At 69.2% G+C, this 17,705-nt stretch carries 11 protein-coding genes and 2 pseudogenes; 2 read left to right on the forward strand and 11 right to left on the reverse strand.

Annotation, left to right across the window (positions count from 1 at the left end; all coding sequences use genetic code 11):
- From AB4Y99_RS21240 to AB4Y99_RS21250, 3 genes are all read right to left on the reverse strand, one after another.
- On the reverse strand, positions 1–1,273 hold a 1,273-nt coding region (locus AB4Y99_RS21240), incomplete at its 3' end, for a UvrD-helicase domain-containing protein (RefSeq protein WP_441524724.1).
- Positions 1,270–4,377, reverse strand: coding sequence for a double-strand break repair protein AddB (addB, locus tag AB4Y99_RS21245; RefSeq protein WP_441524725.1), 3,108 nt, complete (start codon positions 4,375–4,377; stop codon positions 1,270–1,272). The genes AB4Y99_RS21240 and addB, both read right to left, overlap by 4 nt.
- On the reverse strand, positions 4,370–5,110 hold the full coding sequence (locus AB4Y99_RS21250) for a nucleotidyltransferase family protein (RefSeq protein WP_441524726.1): 741 nt from the start codon (positions 5,108–5,110) through the stop codon (positions 4,370–4,372). The genes addB and AB4Y99_RS21250 overlap by 8 nt, the downstream gene beginning before the upstream one ends.
- 218 nt (positions 5,111–5,328) lie before the next feature.
- Here AB4Y99_RS21250 and ggt point away from each other — a divergent pair, with 218 nt between their 5' ends.
- Together ggt and AB4Y99_RS21260 are read left to right on the forward strand one after the other, a co-directional pair.
- Entirely contained in the window at positions 5,329–6,924 is a 1,596-nt protein-coding gene (gene ggt / locus AB4Y99_RS21255; RefSeq protein WP_441524727.1) for a gamma-glutamyltransferase, read from the forward strand.
- An 89-nt stretch (positions 6,925–7,013) separates the two neighbouring features.
- Positions 7,014–8,027 carry a Gfo/Idh/MocA family protein gene (locus tag AB4Y99_RS21260; RefSeq protein WP_441524733.1) on the forward strand — a complete coding sequence of 338 codons (1,014 nt, stop codon included), beginning with the start codon at positions 7,014–7,016 and terminating at the stop codon, positions 8,025–8,027.
- On the opposite strand, the pseudogene AB4Y99_RS21265 reads toward AB4Y99_RS21260, so the two are convergent.
- From AB4Y99_RS21265 to AB4Y99_RS21300, 8 genes and pseudogenes are all read right to left on the reverse strand, one after another.
- Positions 8,028–8,924, reverse strand: a pseudogene (locus tag AB4Y99_RS21265) (Gfo/Idh/MocA family protein); the annotation flags it as partial.
- The gene (gene rocF, locus AB4Y99_RS21270; RefSeq protein WP_441524728.1) at positions 8,861–9,799 is read right to left on the reverse strand and encodes an arginase; all 939 of its coding nucleotides are present in this window, start codon (positions 9,797–9,799) and stop codon (positions 8,861–8,863) included. The gene rocF and the pseudogene AB4Y99_RS21265, both read right to left, overlap by 64 nt.
- A 116-nt stretch (positions 9,800–9,915) precedes the next feature.
- On the reverse strand, positions 9,916–10,740 hold the full coding sequence (gene efeO / locus AB4Y99_RS21275; RefSeq protein ID WP_441524729.1) for an iron uptake system protein EfeO: 825 nt from the start codon (positions 10,738–10,740) through the stop codon (positions 9,916–9,918).
- A gap of 1 nt (position 10,741) precedes the next feature.
- Positions 10,742–12,076: an iron uptake transporter deferrochelatase/peroxidase subunit gene (gene efeB, locus AB4Y99_RS21280; protein WP_441524730.1), complete on the reverse strand. Its 1,335-nt coding sequence runs from the start codon at positions 12,074–12,076 to the stop codon at positions 10,742–10,744.
- Entirely contained in the window at positions 12,073–13,083 is a 1,011-nt protein-coding gene (locus AB4Y99_RS21285) for a cupredoxin domain-containing protein (protein WP_441524734.1), read from the reverse strand. Before AB4Y99_RS21285 ends, efeB begins: the two co-directional genes overlap by 4 nt.
- Positions 13,084–13,899, reverse strand: a pseudogene (gene efeU, locus AB4Y99_RS21290) (iron uptake transporter permease EfeU); the annotation flags it as partial.
- Positions 13,900–14,146: 247 nt separating this feature from the next.
- Positions 14,147–15,529, reverse strand: a complete 1,383-nt coding sequence (locus AB4Y99_RS21295; protein ID WP_441524731.1) for an aldehyde dehydrogenase family protein — start codon at positions 15,527–15,529, stop codon at positions 14,147–14,149.
- Between the two features lie 36 nt (positions 15,530–15,565).
- Positions 15,566–17,221, reverse strand: coding sequence for an acetolactate synthase large subunit (locus tag AB4Y99_RS21300; RefSeq protein WP_441524732.1), 1,656 nt, complete (start codon positions 17,219–17,221; stop codon positions 15,566–15,568).
- Positions 17,222–17,705 lie beyond the last annotated feature (484 nt).

Raw genomic sequence — 17,705 nt, forward strand, 5'->3', positions numbered from 1 at the left:
ACTCCTCGGCGAGCTTGCGCAGGATCGCCCATTGCGCCTCGCCGGTGTCCTGCGCCTCGTCGAGCAGGATGTGGTCGATGCCAGCGTCGAGCTTGTAGAGCACCCAGGCGGCCTCGACCCGCTCCAGCAGCGAGCGGGTCCGCGCGATCAGGTCGTCATAGTCGAGCAGCGAGCGCAGGCTTTTCTGGCGTTGGTAGGAAGCCAGCATGCGCGTCACCAGCAAGGCGAGCGCCGCGCTGCGGTCGCGGATGGCGATCGCGTTCAGCCGGTCGGACGCCGTCAGCAGACAATCCGCCAGCGCCTCGAGCGTCGCAAGCAGGGCGCCGTCGAAGGCGGAGTTGCCCCGCCCACGCACATTGCTGTTGATCGCCCCTTCCGCGGTGATGAAGCCGCGCCGGCAAAAGGCGACAGGGTCGCCATCATCCTGCCCGGCGACCAGCGCGCGCAAGGTCGCGGCGAAATCCTGCCGGGTCTTGCTGCCAGCGGCGAGCGCCTCGATCAGCGCCTGCAGGCCGGACAGCGCGGTGAATTCCGAGCGGAAGGCGGCCTTGACCGCATCGGCTGTCAGATCGGGCGCGATGCCGAGGAAGGCGGCGATGCCGGCGCGCATCTCCTGCGGATCACGGGCACGGCCGCTCGCGTCGCTGAACAAAGCGCGCTGGCGCAGCGCCTCCTGCACCATGCTCTCGAATGAGTCCTGCGCCGCGAGCCGCGCCAGCAGGTCGAGCGCCGTCGCCTCCGGCCCTTGCGGATTGGCCGCGACGAGCGCGAGCAATTCGCGCCGCGCCTCGCGCAGCATCTGCGCCTGGGCGAGATCATCCGCGACCTCGAAGCGCGGCGGCACGTTCGCCTCGAAAGGCGCCGCCTGGAGCACGCGGGTGCAGAAGGCGTGGATCGTCTCGATCCGCAGGCCGCCCGGAGTCTCCAGCGATTCCGCGAAAAGGCGGCGCGCCTTCGCCTGCTCGGCCATGCTCGGCATGCGGCCGCTCAGTTGCGTCAAGGCCTGGCGCAAGGCTTCCGGGTCGAGCGTCGCCCAGTTGCCGAGCGCCTTGAAGATGCGGTTCGCCATGTTGGCGGCCGCCGCCTTGGTATAGGTGATGCACAGCATCCGGCCGGGCGGGACGCCGTCGAGCAGCAGGCGCAGCACCCGGTTGACCAGCACATGGGTCTTGCCGGAGCCGGCATTGGCCGAGACCCAGGCGGAGAGGCCGGGATCGGCGGCCCGCGCCTGCCTCTGATTGGTCAGCGGCGGAACGATCCAGCCCGGCTTCATGGTTCGCCCCCTTCCTCTCCGCCGGGAGCGGCCGACCATTCCTTGACCCGGGCGAGATGATCGTAGGGGCTGGCGTAGCGGATATAGTCCGGCGCGCGGCGCGAGACATAGGCCTCGCGGCCGGAGCGCAGCGCATCGAGATGCTTGAGCAGGTTGTCGAGGTGCCGGGCTGCGACATCCGCCAGCGGCTCGCCGTCGAAATCGAGCGGCTTGTCCTTGGCCCAGCCCTTCGGATCGTGATGCAGCTTCATGTAGAGCAGGCCTGAGACCGGCGTCGGACCGGCCAACCCCTTGAAGCCGGCGCGGGCGGCAAGTTCGGCTTCGAGCGTGAGCTGGGGGGCGAAGCCCTTTTCCACCTGCGCCTTGCTCGGCGGTGCGCCGGTCTTGAAATCGACGATGCGCAGGCTCGGCTCGCGGGTCAATTCGATACGGTCGGCGCGGCCATGCAGGCGGAACTCGCTGCCATCGGCCAGCGTGAAGCTCGCGCCGGTGCCGAGTTCGACCCCGATGCGGGCGATCTCGCCGCGGCGGCGCTCCTCCCAGCGGACGAAGTGGCCTGCCGTCAGCAGGAAGCGCGGCCACCAGAAGGCGCGCACCTCGGGCACGTCGTCATAGGCCTGGAACAGGCGATTGCCGATGGCGACGACCTGCCCCAAGGCATCGGCGGGCAATTGCTCGGGATAGGTCTTGGTGAAGTCCTCGACGATGCCGTGCAGCAGCTTGCCGCGATCCTGCGCGGTCGGGTCCTCGATCAGCTGATCGAGCGCATCGAGCTTCAGGATCTTGCGGGCATGGATCTGATAGGGGTCGCGATAGAGCGTCTCGACTTCGGTGACGCTGAGCGACAGCGGCTGCCATTCGCGCGGCGGGCGCGGCGCYGGACGCGCCACGGGTTTCGCAGCCGCCGGCGCGCTGAGCAGGGCCGCGAAGCCGCGCAACCGATCGCCTCGCTCAACGGCGGCTTTCCAGATCTCCGCCGGCGCCACCGCCTGCAGGCGCTGCCAGAAGCGCGAGGCGATGGTTTCCGCCTCCCCCGCCTTGCGCGGGCGCGTCAGCGTGACGGTCGGCGCCATCAGCGCCTGGATGAAGTCATGCGCCGTCTGGCCGATGCGGCGCTCCGGCGGCGTCAGGCCGAGCTCGGCGCGCATCGGGCGGTTGATGAAGGAATCGGTCGTGGTCTGCGGCGGCCAGACCGTCTCGTTCAGCCCACCCAGCACGATATGGTCGGCTTCGAGCAGGCGCGCCTCGAGCAAGCCCCAGATGGCGACACGCGGATGGCCCGGCGCCTTGCGCGCGACTGCGCGCTCGCCCAGCAAGCCGTCGAGGATCGCGACGAAATCCTGGGCCCGGCCGCCCGGCGGCATCACGCTTTCGGCAGCAACCAGCTCGTCGAACAGCCCGGAGAGCGCCTCGCCATCCGGCCCGACAAAGGCGAGCGGTTGACCGGCTTCGCCCGCACTGAAGGCGGTGACGGCCTCGCGGGCCGCCCGAACCACGCGGGCAAGCGACGGCTCTTCGAGAAACAAGGCTTCGAGCAGGGGCGCGCTCGCCCGTTCGACGGCGTGCAGCAGCGTGGCGGCAGTGGCACGATCCTCCGCCGTCAGCCGCGCCTGCGGGCCGGGCACGTGCCGATCCTTGCGCAATTCGTCCCATTGGTCGAGCGCGACATTGAGCCCGGCGAGCCCCTTGCCGACCGCATTGCCGCGCCAGGTGCCGATCTCCAGCGCCGCCGCGCCACGCGCGACCGCCTCGCGGCTCAAGCCCAACCGACAGAGCGGGTGGGCGAGCAAGGGCACCAGCGTCGCCGGCGTCATCTGCGCCAGCGCCGCCTCCAGGATCTGCCGCAGCAGCGCGCCTGCGGGCCAGCGGCCGAGCGGCAAGCCGGCGGAATCGTCGACCTCGACGCCCCAGCGCCTCAATTCGACCGCGACGCGCTCGGCAAGGCCCCGGTCCGGCGTCACCAGTGCCGCATGGCTCCCCGGCTGCTCCAATGTCTCGCGCAGCGCCAGCGCCACGGCCAGCGCCTCCTCGCGCTCATCCGCCGCCTCGACGATGCGCAGGCCATCGAAGGCGGCCTCGGCCATATCCCGCGGCACGCGCCGGCCGAGATCGGACCAGAGCTCGGTGACCGAGGCGGGCAACGTCGCCTCACGTACGAGGTCGGCACGGGCGCTGCGGGCGGCATCGGGCACGGCGAGCTCGCGCACATCGGCGCGCGTCGCCTGAAGCACCTCCATCAGGCGGTGCAGCGCGGCTTGCGGGTGGGACGGCGCGGGCTCGGCCTCGATCGCCGTCCAGCTCCGCTCGTCGAGCCCGAGGTCGATGCCGGGCAGCACCACGGCCCCGTTCGGCAGCCGGGCGATCGCCGCGAGCAGTTCCGCCGTCGCGGGCACGGTGCCGGTCGAACCGGCGGCGATGATCGGCCCCTTCGCTTCACCCGCGAGAAGCCGCTCGCGTTCCGCCGCCAGCATCCGGTTGCGGAAGTCGGCGGGATCGCAAGCGTCCAGTTCGGCAAGGATCTGCGGCCAGGCCTCGCCCAGAATGCCGAGGAAGCCGGCATTGAGCTGCCAGACCTTGTCGAAGCGCGCGGCATCGAGCTTACCCAGCCGCTCGACAGGCACGCCCTCGGTCTGCATCTGGTCGAGCAGGGCGGCGAGATCGCCGGCCAGCCCATAGGCCTCGGCCAGCGTCGCCGGCACCAATGACGGCTCGGACGGGTCGAGCTGGAGATGGCTGCGATTGGCGCTGCGGCCCCAGGCATCGACCAGCCGGGTCAGCAGCATGCGGCGCGTCAGCGGCTCGATCGGCGCGACCCGCTCGCCCGCCCAGGCGCCGGAGCCGATCAGCGCCGTCTCGGCCTCATCGACATCGCCGAGCGGGACGATGCGGGGCAGGAGCAACGGCCTGCCGCCGAGCCTGCCCGCCAGGATCGCGGTGAAGGCGCGGGCGGCGCGGCGCGTCGGCAGATAGAGCGTCGCGCGCGCCATGGCGGCGGGATCCTCGGGGTCGTAGACCGGGCCGAAGCGGCCCTCGACCATCGCCCCGGCCAGCACCTCCAGAAACGGCGCGCCGGCCGGGATGCTGAACAGGTTGAGCTCAGGCATCGACAGGCTGAGCGGCGAGCGCGGCCTCGGCCGGCGCGATCGCGTCGGGCGTGCCGACATGGAGCCAGCGGCCTTCCAGCACCTCGCCGAAGAGGCGGCCCTGCGCGATGGCACGGTCGAAGAGCAGGTTGAGCGAGAACGGACCGTCGGGCGTGTCGGCAAAGAGCCCGGGCTTCAGAATGGCGACGCCGGCATAGACCCATGGCGCGCGCGCGGCCGAACCACGGCGTGTCAGGCGCCCGTCCGCGCCGCGGAAGAAGTCGCCCGCACCGTCGAAGCCAAGGCTGGTTTCGAGATCGGCGAGCAGCAGCAGGATGTCCATGCGCTCCGGGTCCCAGCTCCGCGCCATCGCCGGGAGCGCCGGCCGGCCCGTCTCGCGCCAGAGCGCATCGGAATTGGTGTGGAAGAACGGCGTCGTGCCGAACAGGGGCAGCGCCTTCTTCACGCCGCCGCCGGTCTCGAGCAGTTCGGCGCGCTCGTCGGAGATGGTGATGCGGGGCCATTGCCGGGCGGCGAGATGGGCCTCGACCTGGCCGGCAAGGTGATGGACGTTGACCACCGCGTCCTCGACGCCCGCATCGGCCAGCCGGTCGAGCATATGGTCCAGCATGGCTCGCCCGCCGATCCTCACCAGCGGCTTCGGCAGCGTATCGGTGATCGGGCGCATGCGCTGGCCGAGCCCGGCCGCAAGCACCATGGCCCGGCGGATCGGCGGCGTAGCGGGTTTGGTCACGCGAATCTCTCCCTGTTCGTCGACCGAAGCTAGCAGACAAGCCCGCAGACCACACCGCCCCTGCCGCGGGTCCCGGCCAGGCGGCGCTCGCTCCTGCCGGCACCGCGGAACCATGCCGGCCATGCGCGGCGCGGGATTGTCAGCGCCGGTTTCTGCGGTCAAAGCCTTGCCCGAAACGAGGATGCCGGAATCGGCACCGGGAACGGATGGAGCGGGATATGAGCTGGGGCAATCGCGATTTCATGGTGCCGGGCCGTTCGGTGGCGGTCGGCGACCGCGGCATGGCGGCGACCTCGCATCCGGCGGCGACGCTGGCGGCCGTCGACATCCTGCGCGCCGGCGGCAACGCCGTCGACGCGGCCATCGCGGCGGTCGCGGTGCAGGCGGTGGTCGACCCGCATATGACCGGCATCGGCGGCGACTGCTTCGCGATCTATGCCCCGGCCGGCGGCAAGATGGTCGCCATCAACGGCTCGGGCCGCGCGCCCGCCAAGGCCGAGCTCGGCTGGTTCCTCGGCCAGGGCCTGACCGCGATCGCGCCGGATTCGCCTCATGCCGTCACCGTGCCGGGCGCGATCGACGCCTGGTGCCGCCTCAACGCCGATCACGGCAGCAAGAGCCTCGATGAGATCTTCGCTGCGGCGATCCGCGCCGCCGAGGAGGGCTTCGTGGTGACGCCGCGCGTCTCGCTCGACTGGAACCGCTATCGCGGCCGCATCGAGAAGCACGGCCTCGGCAATGCCGTCTACCTGCCCGGCGGCAAGGCGCCGGTGACGGGCGACAAGATGGTCCACCCCGCTCTCGGTAGGATGCTGCGCCGCATCGCCCGCGAAGGCCGTGCCGCCTTCTATGAGGGCGAGGCCGCCGAGGAGATGGTCGCCGTCCTGAACAAGGCCGGCAGCCTGATGGCGGTCGAGGATTTCGCCACCGCGAAGCCGGACTATGTCGATCCGATCGGCGCCGCTTATCGCGACCACCATCTCTGGGAGTGCCCGCCGAACGGCCAGGGCATCGCGGCGCTGCTGATCGCGCGCATCCTCGACGGCTTCGACCTCAAGGACGGCAAGCTCAGCGAGGCCGATCGCATCCATCTCCTCGCGGAGGCCAGTAAGGCGGCCTATCGCCAGCGCGACGCGCTGGTCGCCGATCCGGCTGCGAGCCCCTTCGACACCGAGGCGTTCCTGTCCGACGCATTCGTCGGCCGGCTGCGGGCGCAGATCAGCCTGGAGAAGGCGGCGAAGCCTGAAGCCTTCGACATGCCCTTGCACAAGGACACGATCTATCTCTGCGTCGTCGACGGCGACGGCAACATGATCTCCTTCATCAACTCGCTGTTCTCGGCTTTCGGCAGCGGCATCTATGCGGAAAAATCCGGCGTCATGCTGCAGAACCGCGGCTCGGGCTTCCGCCTGATCGAGGGCCATCCCAACGCCATCGCGCCGCGCAAGCGCCCCTTCCACACCATCATTCCCGGCATGCTGGCCAAGGGCGGCCGCGCGGTGATGCCGTTCGGCGTGATGGGCGGTCAGTACCAGTCGACCGGCCACGCCCATTTCATTTCCGGCATCCTCGACCGTGGCCTCGATCCGCAGCAGGCATCCGACGCAGCCCGCAGCTTCGCCTATGACGGCAAGCTCTCGCTGGAGCCGACGATCCCCGAAAGCGTCGCGGCCGATCTCAAGGCACGCGGCCATGACGTGGTCTGGGCCGAGGAGCCGCTCGGCGGCTGCCAGGCGATCTGGGTCGATCACGCCCGCGGCGTAATGTTCGGCGCCTCCGACCACCGCAAGGACGGCATGGCGCTGGCGGTCTGAGGAACGCACCCTTAACCGCGCGCCCGCTATCGCTGGCGACAGCGACGGAGGGGCGCGTGGCGCAGGAACGGTCATTCGGCTGGGGAATCATGGGCACCGGCGCCATCGCCGGGCTCTTCGCCGCCGATCTCGGCCTGCTGCCGCAGGCACGCATCGCGGCCGTCCATTCACGCTCGCAGGACAAGGCGCAAGCCTTCGCCGACCGCCTCAGTGCGACGGCCTATGACGACGAAGCGGCGTTTCTCGCCAATCCGGCCGTCGCAGCGGTCTATATCGCGACGCCGAACCATCTCCATGCCGCGCAGGCGCTGAAGGTCATCGCCGCCGGCAAGCCGGTGCTGATCGAGAAGCCGATCGCGCTGAAGAGCGGCGATGTCGAGGCGATCGCGCAGGCTTCACGCGAGCGCGGCGTCTTCGCCATGGAGGCGCTGTGGAGCCGCTTCCTGCCAGCGGTCCGCGCGGTCCGCGAACAGCTCGCGGCAGGGCGGATCGGAGACATCAGGCGCATTCGCGCGGATCTCTCCTATGCCCACCCGCAGGAGCCGGGCAGCCGCTTCTTCGATCCGGCGCTGGGCGGCGGCGCGGCCTTCGATCTCGGCGTCTATCCGCTGTCGCTGGTGCTGCATCTGCTCGGCGAGCCGCAGGCCGTCAGCGGGCGCTGGCTTGCGGCAGCGAGCGGCGTCGATCTGCGCAGCGAATTCAGGCTCGATTATTCTGAGGCCGTGGCCGAACTCTCCTGCGGCTTCGACCGCAACAGCGCCAATCGTTTCCTGATCGAAGGCACGCGAGGGGCGCTGCTGATCGAAACGCCGTTTTTGAAGGCGCAGCGCCTGAGCTTCGTCAGCGATCCCGTTCGGGCTTCAGCGGTCTATGAGCGCGGACAGGGTCTCGCCACGCGCTTTCTCGACCGCATTCCGAAGGTCGGACGCCGCAGCGAGGTTTTCGCCTTTCCCGGTCACGGCCTGCAATTTCAGGCGGAGGCGGTAATGGCTGCGATTCGGGCCGGAGAGACGCATTGCGCGACGATGCCGCTCTCGGAAAGCGCGGCCGTGCTGCGCATCATCGAAACCGTGCTGGCCCAGCCGCCGGCAGGGCGCGGCTGATCAGAAACGCGACCTCACCCGATAAGGCTGCGGCAGGTCGCGCGCATTGTTCAGGGCCAGCGCGAGTTCCGTGATGTGCAGCGCCAGCGCGCCGGAGAAGCGTGGCGCCTCTCCGCGAGCGATCGCCTCGGCCTGGTCGGCGATGCCGCGCATGAAATCGATCTGCGAGGGGAAGTTCGGCAGGGCCTTGCTCGCTGCCTGCGCCGGATAGGGCAGGCGCCGGCCGGGCGTCGGCTTCCAGGGCAAGGCGCGCCCGAGCTTCGCCTCGGCGCGGGTCAGGAGCCGGCCGAGCAGCGAGCGCGGCGCGTCGGTTTCCTCGACATGAACGGTGGAGCGGTTGTCCCAGAGGTCGCGCACCGTGAGCGAGCCCTTTTCCGCGAAGATCTGCAATGAGCGGTCGCGCGGCGCGGCGAGCCCGTTCGTCAGCCTCGCCACGACGCCGGAGCGGAAGCTCAGACAGCCGACCGAGAAATCCGGCGCCATCGCGATATGCCCGGTGCCCGGCCCCTTGTCCGGAAATGTCACTGCGGAGAAGGCGGTCAGGCTCTCGACCGGGCCGAACAGCGTCACCAGCCAGGAGAGCGCGTAGCCGGCATGCTCCAGCGTGCAGCCGATCTCGAATTCGTGCAGCCCCGGCCAGGGCGCACCCGAGCGCGAGCGCCAGCGAGCCCAATTGTCGCGGAAGACCGGTCCGTCCTCCATGGCGGCATAGACCAGCCGGGGCGCGCCGATACGCCCCGCACGCAGCGTCTCATCGACAAGGCGATGCGCGTCGCTGAGCCCGTTGGCGGGGGCTGTCGCGAGCGTCAGCCCGGAGCCTTGCGCCTGCGAGATCAGCGCCTCCGCTTGCGCCAGCTCCATGGCGAGCGGCTTCTCACAATAGACATGCTTGCCGGCAGCCGGAAGGGGTTGAGCTCGACGATGTCCATCGAGCGCACCAGCCCGGAATCGTGCAGCAGCTCCATCACCAGATGGGCCTCGCGATAGGTCGCACCGCCCGGAACGGTGGTGCCGACGCCCGGCGCCAGCGGCGGGTCGATGAAATCGACGTCGAAGGAGACGTGCAGCACGCCGTTGGCGGCGCGCACCTTCTCGATGACCTGGCGGATCAGCACGCCGACGCCATGCTCGTCGATGGCGCGCATGTCGGCGACATCGACGCCGCGTGCCTTCACGGCCGCCTTCTCGAGCGGATCGACCGAGCGGATGCCGAACAGGCTGAGCTGGGCCGGGGTAATCGAGGCGCGGGGTTCCGTGCCGAGCAGGTCGTCGAGGCCGGCCTCGCCGCAGAGAAAGGCCGAGGACATGCCATGCATGTTCCCGGAGGGCGAGATCGCCGGCATGTTGAAATCGGCATGGGCATCGAGCCAGAGCACGAAGAGCTTGCGGCCCTGCTCCTGCCAGTGGCGCGCGACGCCGTTGACCGAGCCCATCGACAGGCTGTGATCGCCGCCGAGGAAGATCGGTGTCGCGCCGGTGCGGGCGAGCTCATAGGCGCGGGCGCTGAGCGCGCGCATCCAGGCGGCGATCTCAGGGTAGAAGCGGGCGTTCTCGGGCGCCGGACCGTCGACGGGCGTCAGGTCGCGCGGCAGGATGTCGCCATGGTCCTCGACGGTGTAGCCGAGCTCTTCCAGCATGCGCGTGAGCCCGGCGGTGCGCAGTCCGGCGGGGCCCATCAGCGCGCCGCGACGGGAGGCGCCGACCTCGATCGGCGCGCCGAGCAGGGCGATGCGGCCCTGGGAAGCGGGTGCGTTCGCGGAAGAGGCGGTCATGCTGGCGGTCCGTTGATGGTGGCTTGAAAGGCGATGACGCCGATGTGCCGTCATTGGCGCATCGGCTTCCACCTGTCGAGTGCCGCGCCAGCGTGACCGTTCTGTGTCGGGGGCGCTCAGCCGAGGCCGAGCACGCCCTTGAGCTTGGCGAGGTCTTCCGCGAGCGTGGTGATCGTCGCGGCGAGCGCCYTGCGGTCGGCCTCGCTCAGCTTGTCATAGGTCTCGAAGCCGCCGTCCTGGAGCTTGTATTTGGCCAGCGTCCTGTCGACCGTGGCGAAATTGGCGTCGATCTTCTCGGACAGCGCCTTGTCGTCCTTGACGACGAGCGGGCGCAGCAGGTCGACGATCGTCTTGGCGCCGTCGACATTGGCCTGGAAGTCCCAGAGATCGGTGTGGCTGTAGCGATCCTCCTCGCCGGAGACCTTGGTCGCGGCGACCTCCTCGATCAGCGCCGCCGCGCCCCCGACCATCTTGTCCGGCGGAACGGTCAGCCCCTTGATGCGGCCCTGCAACTCGGTGACGTCGGCCATGAGCTTGTCGGCGAAGGGGCCAAGCCCCTCGGTGCTGTTCTTGGCGAAGAGCCCGTATTCGATGCGGTGGAAGCCGGTGAACTCCGGGTCCTCCTCCTTCCTCTCGTGATCGTCGGCGCGCGAGTCGATCTTGCCATCGAGATCGCTGAACAATTCCGCGACCGGCTCGATCATCTCGTAGGAGATGCGGGTGGGCGCATAGAGGGCCTTGGCCTTGGCGAGGTCGCCGGCCTTGACCGCGTCGGTGAAGGCTTTGGTGTCCTTCACCAGCTTGTCGACGCCTTGCGAGACATAGAGCTTGTACGCTGCGACGGGTGCGACGAGATCGAGCGGCGAGGCGGCCTGCGCCGATCCGGCGGTCACAGCGGCGATCAGGCTGGCGCCGGCCAGCCATGCGAAGCGCAAGCTCATATCAATCTCCTGTCTTGCGGGGGGAAGTCGAAGCCGCGGCGGGAACGATGCCGCGCGCGGCCCGGATCAGGCCGGCGCCGAGATAGCTGCCAGCGTCAGGCACGCCGGGCAGCGCGAAGAAGTAGCCGCCGCCGACGGGCTTGATGTATTCCTCGAGCGGCTCGCCATCGAGGCGCTTCTGCACGGCGATGAAGCTGCGCTCCAGATCCTGCTGGAACGAGATGAAGAGCAGCCCCATGTCGAGCTGGCCGGCGCGGGTGACGCCGTTGGAATAGTTTAACGGCCGGCGCAGCATGCGGCTCGCTTCCGTCTCCGGCCGGCGCGGATTGGCGAGGCGAATATGGGCGTCGAGCCTGGTGCGCTTGCCTTCGGGATCGTCGGCATAGGCGGGCTCGTCATATTCGCGGCTGCCGCCCATCGGCGCGCCCGACGCCTTCATGCGGCCCATGATGTCCTGCTGCTCGCTGAGCGCGGTGCGGTCCCAGCGCTCGACGAAATTGCGGATGATACGCACGACCTGATAGCTGCCATGCGCTGCCCAGCCCGGCTCGTCGGAGCCTTCCTGCACCCAGACGAGATGGCCCATCAGCGCTTTGTCGGTGGTGTCGGGATTGGCCGTGCCGTCGCGGAAGCCGAGCAGGTTGCGCGCGCTTTCGGGCGGTTCGCCCGGCCTGGCATCGGTCGATCTGGCCTGGCGCACCGGCACGCTGCCTTCCTGCTTCCAGCGCAGCAGCAACAGATCGGGCGTGTTCTTCAGGATGTCGCGCAGCGCGTGGATATTGGTGTCGGCGGTGTTCGAGCAGATCTGCAGCAGGAGATCACCATGGCAGAGCGCGCCGTCGAGCGCGTCGTTCGGAAAGCGCTTCATCCGCTGCAGGCGCTTCGGCTTCAGCGGGCTCAAGCCGAAGCGTTCGTCGAAGAGCGAGGCGCCGAGCGCGACGGTGACGGTGAGATTGTCGGGCGCGATCACCGGGCCGAGGATGCCGCTGTCCGGCGGCGGAAAGCCGGGATCGGCGGTAGGCGCCGGGCCGCCCTGCATCAGGAAGGCGATGCGCTCGGTCAGAATGCGCAGGAGCCGGTCGAGCTCGTCGAGCGAGGTGGCCGCGACATCGAAGGCGGCGACGAGACCGGTCGCGGGACGCGGCGTCACGATGCCGGATTGGTGCAGGCCGTGGAAGGGCTGGCGCTGGGCGGTCGCGTCGCTCTCGGGCGCTGCGGCCGGGTTTTGGGCCGGTTGAGGCGCCGCCTGCGCCAGCGTGGCGCCGCCGATGGTTGCCGCGCCGCCGGTCAGCAGCGAACGCCGCGAGGGGGCGAAGCCTTTGCCCGGTTTCGTCACGATCTGCGCTCCGTCTCGGGCAGGGCGAGCGCCTTGCGCATGGCCGCGAGATCCTCGGCCAGCGCCCGCGTCGCGCCGCCCGGCTTGGCGTCGCGCGGCAGGCCGGCAAGATCGGCCCCGGTCCGCGCCGCCAGAACGGGATCGATGCGCGCCGTCAGCGGCAGCAGCAGCCGCGCGATGGCACTCGCGGCGGCGACATCCTCGGGCGCACTCGTCTCGCCATCCTGCGGCGACAACAGCGTGATCGCCCCGGCCAGCATGGTATCGGGCAGCACGGTGCGCTGGCTGAGCGCCGTGCGGAAAGCCTCGCCCGCCTGCCGGATCTCGGCGGGGACGGCCGCTGTGTCGCCGGCGAGGGCGGTTTGCACCCTGGCGAAGAGCGTCTCGAGCTCCGCGTCGCCCGCCGTCGCGGGACGCAGCACCGGAAGGAGCGCCATGGCGCGACCGCGAGCCTCGCGCGCGGCCTGCGCGTCTCCCGCCGCCTGTGCCTGCTCGAAGGCATCGAGCGCGCTGCCGAACGCGGCCGAGCGCTCGCTCAGGACGGCGCGGTATTCGGCGGCCGGGCCGGCCATGTCCATCAGCGTCAGCGCCACGCGCGGCTGCGCCGTCGAAGCCTGGACGATCAGGCGGCCGCGCGGGGCGCTGAGCAGGCCGCAGGTGATGCTGTACTCGCCGGGATGGAGCTGCGTCGTCAGACGCCGCGACTGGCCGGGCGCGATATTCTCGCGCTCCTCCAGCACCATGACGCCGTCGAGGATTTCCCATTCCAGCACGCGTGCGCCGCGATTGGTCACGACGAAGCTCAGCCTGCCGGCGGGGACCGTCAGCGTTGCCGGCTCGCAGCTCTTGTCGGTGATGGCGACGGCGATCTCGTTCCTGTCCGGCGTGGCGGCGCGCCGGTTGCCGGCGGCATAGACGAAGGCACTGATGCCGCCGCAGATCAGCAGCAGCGTGGCGACGCCGGCAAGCTTCAGGCGCGGCGAATGGCGGGTTCCGGCGCGCCCCACCGTGGCGGCCTGGTCCTGGCCGCCCGCCCTGAGGAAAAGCACGAGCGCCGGCACCAGGAAGGCGAGATAGGCGATGACCTCGCCGAGCGCGGCCCGTTCCTGATAGCCGAAGAAGCCGGAAAGGATTGCGCCCAGCGGGCCATCGGCCGGCAAGGTCGTGCCGAGATCGTAGACGTTCTGCTGGAGATGGTTCCAGAGCCCGGCCTCGTGCAGCGAGCGCACGGCATTCGCGACCAGCCCGGCCGCGACGAACAGGATCAGGATGCCGGTCCAGCGGAAGAAGACGCGCAGATTGAGCTTCACGCCGAGCGCATAGATGGCGTAGCCGGCCGCGACGGCGAGCAGGATGCCGAGCCCGGCACCCATCGCWGGTCCCCAGCCTCCGTTCTGCTGGAAGATGGCGAGCAGGAAGAAGACCGATTCCAGCCCCTCGCGCACCACGGCGAGGAAGGCGAGGCCGACCAGCGCGAAGCCCTGATGCTCGCCGGAAAGTGCCGCGTCGACGCCGGCCTGCAATTCGCCCTTGATCGAACGCGCCGCCTTGCGCATCCAGAACACCATCGAGACGAGCATGGCGGCGGCGATCAGGCCGATGACGGCCTCGAACAGCTCCTGCCCGCGCTGCGGTAATTCCCCCGCGACGATGTCGAGCGCCGCGCCGGCCACCAGGCTCGCGGCGCAGGCGAGGCCGACGCCGACCCACAGCGCCGGCAGCCATTCGCGCCGCCCGGTCCTGACCAGATAGCTCGCGACGATGCCGACGATCAGCGCGGCCTCGATGCCTTCGCGAAGCATGATGAGAAACGGTACGATCACGGCGAACCAGGCCCGGTTGCGCGTCGCGGCCGATGCCGTTCGCGGCGCAGATGCCCTGTTGCCTAGGCATCCCGCGCCGGCCGGTCAACCAAAACCGTTCAGTTTAGAAGCATAATAAACTACTGATATCACTGCATTATTGCCACAATCGGCAGCTTGGCGTCGCAGCCGTGGCGGCCTCCCCGGCAGGCATGCCCGCCGCGTGGTCGCGACGCCGCGGAGCCGCGGCGGCCGGGGCCCGGGCCCCTCAGCGCCGCTTCATCAGGATCATCTTCTCCTGCGYCATSTCGYGCATGGTGAAGGGGATGCCGCCAGTGCCGTAGCCCGAGACGCGCCGGCCGGCGAAAGGCATCCAGTCGGTGCGGAAGGTGGTGGGGTCGTTGATCATCACCGCCGAGGCGTCGAGCCGGTTGGCGGCCCGGAGCGCGACATCGATATCCTGCGCGAAGATGCTGGACTGGAACGAGACCGGCAGCGAATTGGCCCGGGCGATGGCGTCGTCGAGATCGCGGAAACGATAGATCGCGACGGCCGGCCCGAAGATTTCCTCGCGCGAGATGCGCGCTTCCGGCGCCGGATCGACCAGCACCGTCGGCTCCAGCGTCGTCTCGGAGAGCCGCTTGCCGCCGGCGAGCAGCTTGGCGCCACCCTTCACCGCCTCGTCGATCCAGTCGGCGACGCGGTCGGCCTCCTTCGGGGTGATCAGCGGGCCGACCTCGGTGTCCTTGAGCGTCGGATCGCCGGTGCGCAGCTTCTTCACCCGCGCGACGAGGCGCTCGGTGAAGTCGTTGACGATGGAATCATGGACATAGATGCGCTGCGTCGACACGCAGACCTGGCCGGCATGGTAGTAGCCGCCCTTCACGATCGGCTCGATGATCGCCTCGAGATTGGCGCTCCTGTCGACGATCGCCGGCGCGACGCCGCCATGTTCCAGCGCCGAGCGCGCGCCGGGCGCGAGCTTCGAATGCAGGTACCAGCCGACCTTGGCCGAGCCGATGAAGCTGAGGAAGGCGATGCGCGGATCGGTCGCGAGCTTTTCCGCCAGCGCGGTCTCGGCCGGCACGAAGGTCTGGCACCAGGCTTCGGGCAACCCGGCCTCATGCACCAGCCTGACGAAGTCGATGCAGGAAAGCGGCGTCGTGCCGGCCGGCTTGACGATGACCGGGCAGCCGGTCGCGATCGCCGGCGCGACCTGATGGACGATCAGGTTGAGCGGATGGTTGAAGGCCGAGATCGCCGCGACGATGCCGATCGGCTCCTTGGTGGTGAAGGCCCAGCGGCCGTCGGCCGCGGCGGACAGCCCCATCGGGATCTCGCGGCCGGCGAAATTGCGCAATTCGTCGGCAGCATTGTTCACGCCGTCGACGGCGCGGTTGGCCTCGACGATGGCGTCCGGCAGGGGCTTGYCGCCCTCGCGGGCGATCTGCATGGCGAAATGGTCGCGCTTCGCCTCGAGCAACCCGGCGAGCTTGCGCAGGATCGYCATGCGCTGATGCGGCTTCAGCCAGTTGTCGCGGTCCTTGAAGACGGCCTGCGCGGCCTGCAGCTTGCGTTCCAGAGCGGCTGCGTCGTCGGTCTCGATCTCGGTGATCGGCGCGCGGTCATAAGCCTGAACAACCTGAAGCATGGTCGTCTCCTTTAAAAACGCGATGAATGTGAAAGCTCAGGCCAGATCGACGTCCGGCACGCGATTGCGCAGTTCCTCGACGAGGACGCGGGTGTTTTCGGAATAGTCGATCGGGCAATCGACGAGATGGACGCCGCCGCCCTTGAACGCGGCTTCGAGCGTCGGCACCAGCGCTTCCGCCGAGGTCACGCGCGAGCCCTTGGCGCCATAGGCCTCGGCATAGCGCACGAAATCGGGATTGCCGAAGGTCATGCCGTAATCGGGGAATTTGTCGACGGCCTGCTTCCAGCGGATCATGCCATAGGCGCCGTCATTGAGGACGAGCACGACAAGGTTGAGGCCCAGGCGGACCGCCGTCTCCATCTCCTGCGAGTTCATCATGAAGCCGCCATCGCCGCAGACGGCCATGACGCGCCGGCGCGGATGCAGCATCGCCGCCATCATCGCCGAGGGCAGGCCGGCGCCCATCGTCGCCAGCGCATTGTCGAGCAGCAGCGTGTTGGCGACATGGGTGCGGTAGTTCCGCGCGAACCAGATCTTGTACATGCCGTTGTCGAGGCAGACGATGCCGTCCTCCGGCATCACCGCGCGCACGTCATGGACGAGCCGCTGCGGCGTGACCGGGAAGCGGTCCTCCTCGGCCCGGTCGTTGATCTTCGTCAGGATGCGCTGGCGCAGCTCAAGCATTTTGGCCTGCTCCGGAAGCTTGCCGCCCAGCCTGTCGCCGAGCGCCGTGACGCTCGCGCCGATATCGCCGATCACCTCCGCATCGGGATGGTAGACCTGCTCGACATTGGCCGATTGGTAGCCGACATGGATGACCTTCGGCCCGCCGGCGCTGCGCATCAGGAAGGGCGGCTTCTCGACCGTGTCGTGGCCGACCGCGATGATGAGGTCCGCCGCGGCGACGGCCTCATGGACATAATCGCCCTCGGACAGGGCAGCGGTGCCCAGATAGAGGTTGGAGCCGCCGGTGACGGCGCCCTTGCCCATCTGCGTGTTGAAGAACGGCACGCCGATCTTGCGCACGAAGGCCGAGAGCGGCTCGACTAGGCGCGGCCGGTTGCCGGCGGCGCCGATCATCACCAGCGGGCGCTTGGCCGCGAGGATCATCTGCGCCGCGCGGTCGAGCGCGACGGCCGGGGCGACAGGCTGGTCGAGCGGATGGACGGGGATGAGCGGGATGTCGTCGATCTCCTCGGCGGCCACATCCTCCGGCAGTTCGAGATGGACCGGCCCCGGCCGCTCCTCCATCGCGACGCGGAAGGCATCCCGCACCACGGAGGGGATGCTGGCCGGGCTAACGATCTGGCGCGTCATCTTGGTCAGCGGGCGCATCGAGGCGACGACGTCGACGATCTGGAAGCGCGCCTGCTTGGCGGTCATGATCGCCTTCTGCCCGGTGATCAGGATCATCGGCATGGCGCCGAGATGGGCATAGGCCGCGCCGGTCGAGAAGTTGAGCGCGCCGGGGCCTAGTGTCGCGATGCAGACGCCGGGCTTGCCGGTGAGCCTGCCATGGGTTGCGGYCATGAAGGCCGCCGCCTGTTCGTGCCGCGTCAGAACCAGCTCGATCTTGGATTTGCGCAGGGACTCGACGACATCGAGATTCTCCTCGCCCGGAACGCCGAAAACGCGGTCGACGCCTTCATTCTCCAAAGCCGCAACCAGAAGATCGGAACCCTTCTTCATCGTCGTCGCCTTTCCGTCGAGCTGCCCTGCCAGGTCAGCAACGCTAGGCTCCCGACGTAGGAAGGCAACCTCGGAGTTACGAGCGCGCTCCGCGCATGGCGGCTTCCGCCTGGGCGCCGTGGCCCCGACCGGGCACTCGCACGGTTCGCCGTCTGACGGGGAAGGAAAGTAAATGCGACAAGTCGTCGCCTGTATTCATGCCGACGACGGCCATTCACGGTGACGTGAATGCTAGTGAAGTCGCGGAGGCATTGGAAATCAGGTTCCGACAATTAGCTGGGTGCTTGTGGGCGTAAGAACAGGAGATTGTCATGATTTCGCGCAAGACTATTGCCGTCGCCGCCGCGCTTCTGCTGTCCGCAGCCGGTTCCACGGCCTATGCCGCCGAGCTCGGGGCGGAAAGCATCGTACATGAGCAGGCGCAAAATAGCCGCGCCCTGGCCGAACAGAGCCAGTATCTCGCCTATCACGAGCACTTCAAGGG

Source organism: Allobosea sp. TAB14 (genome assembly GCF_052113865.1).
In the GTDB taxonomy this organism is placed as follows: domain Bacteria; phylum Pseudomonadota; class Alphaproteobacteria; order Rhizobiales; family Beijerinckiaceae; genus Allobosea; species Allobosea spartocytisi.

Bases quoted from the DNA above. Each gene is read 5' to 3' on its own strand.
- ggt (WP_441524727.1), top strand. From the start codon at position 5,329: ATGAGCTGGGGCAATCGCGATTTCATGGTGCCGGGCCGTTCGGTGGCG.
- AB4Y99_RS21260 (WP_441524733.1), top strand. From the start codon at position 7,014: ATGGGCACCGGCGCCATCGCCGGGCTCTTCGCCGCCGATCTCGGCCTG.
- rocF (WP_441524728.1), bottom strand. From the start codon at position 9,799: ATGACCGCCTCTTCCGCGAACGCACCCGCTTCCCAGGGCCGCATCGCC.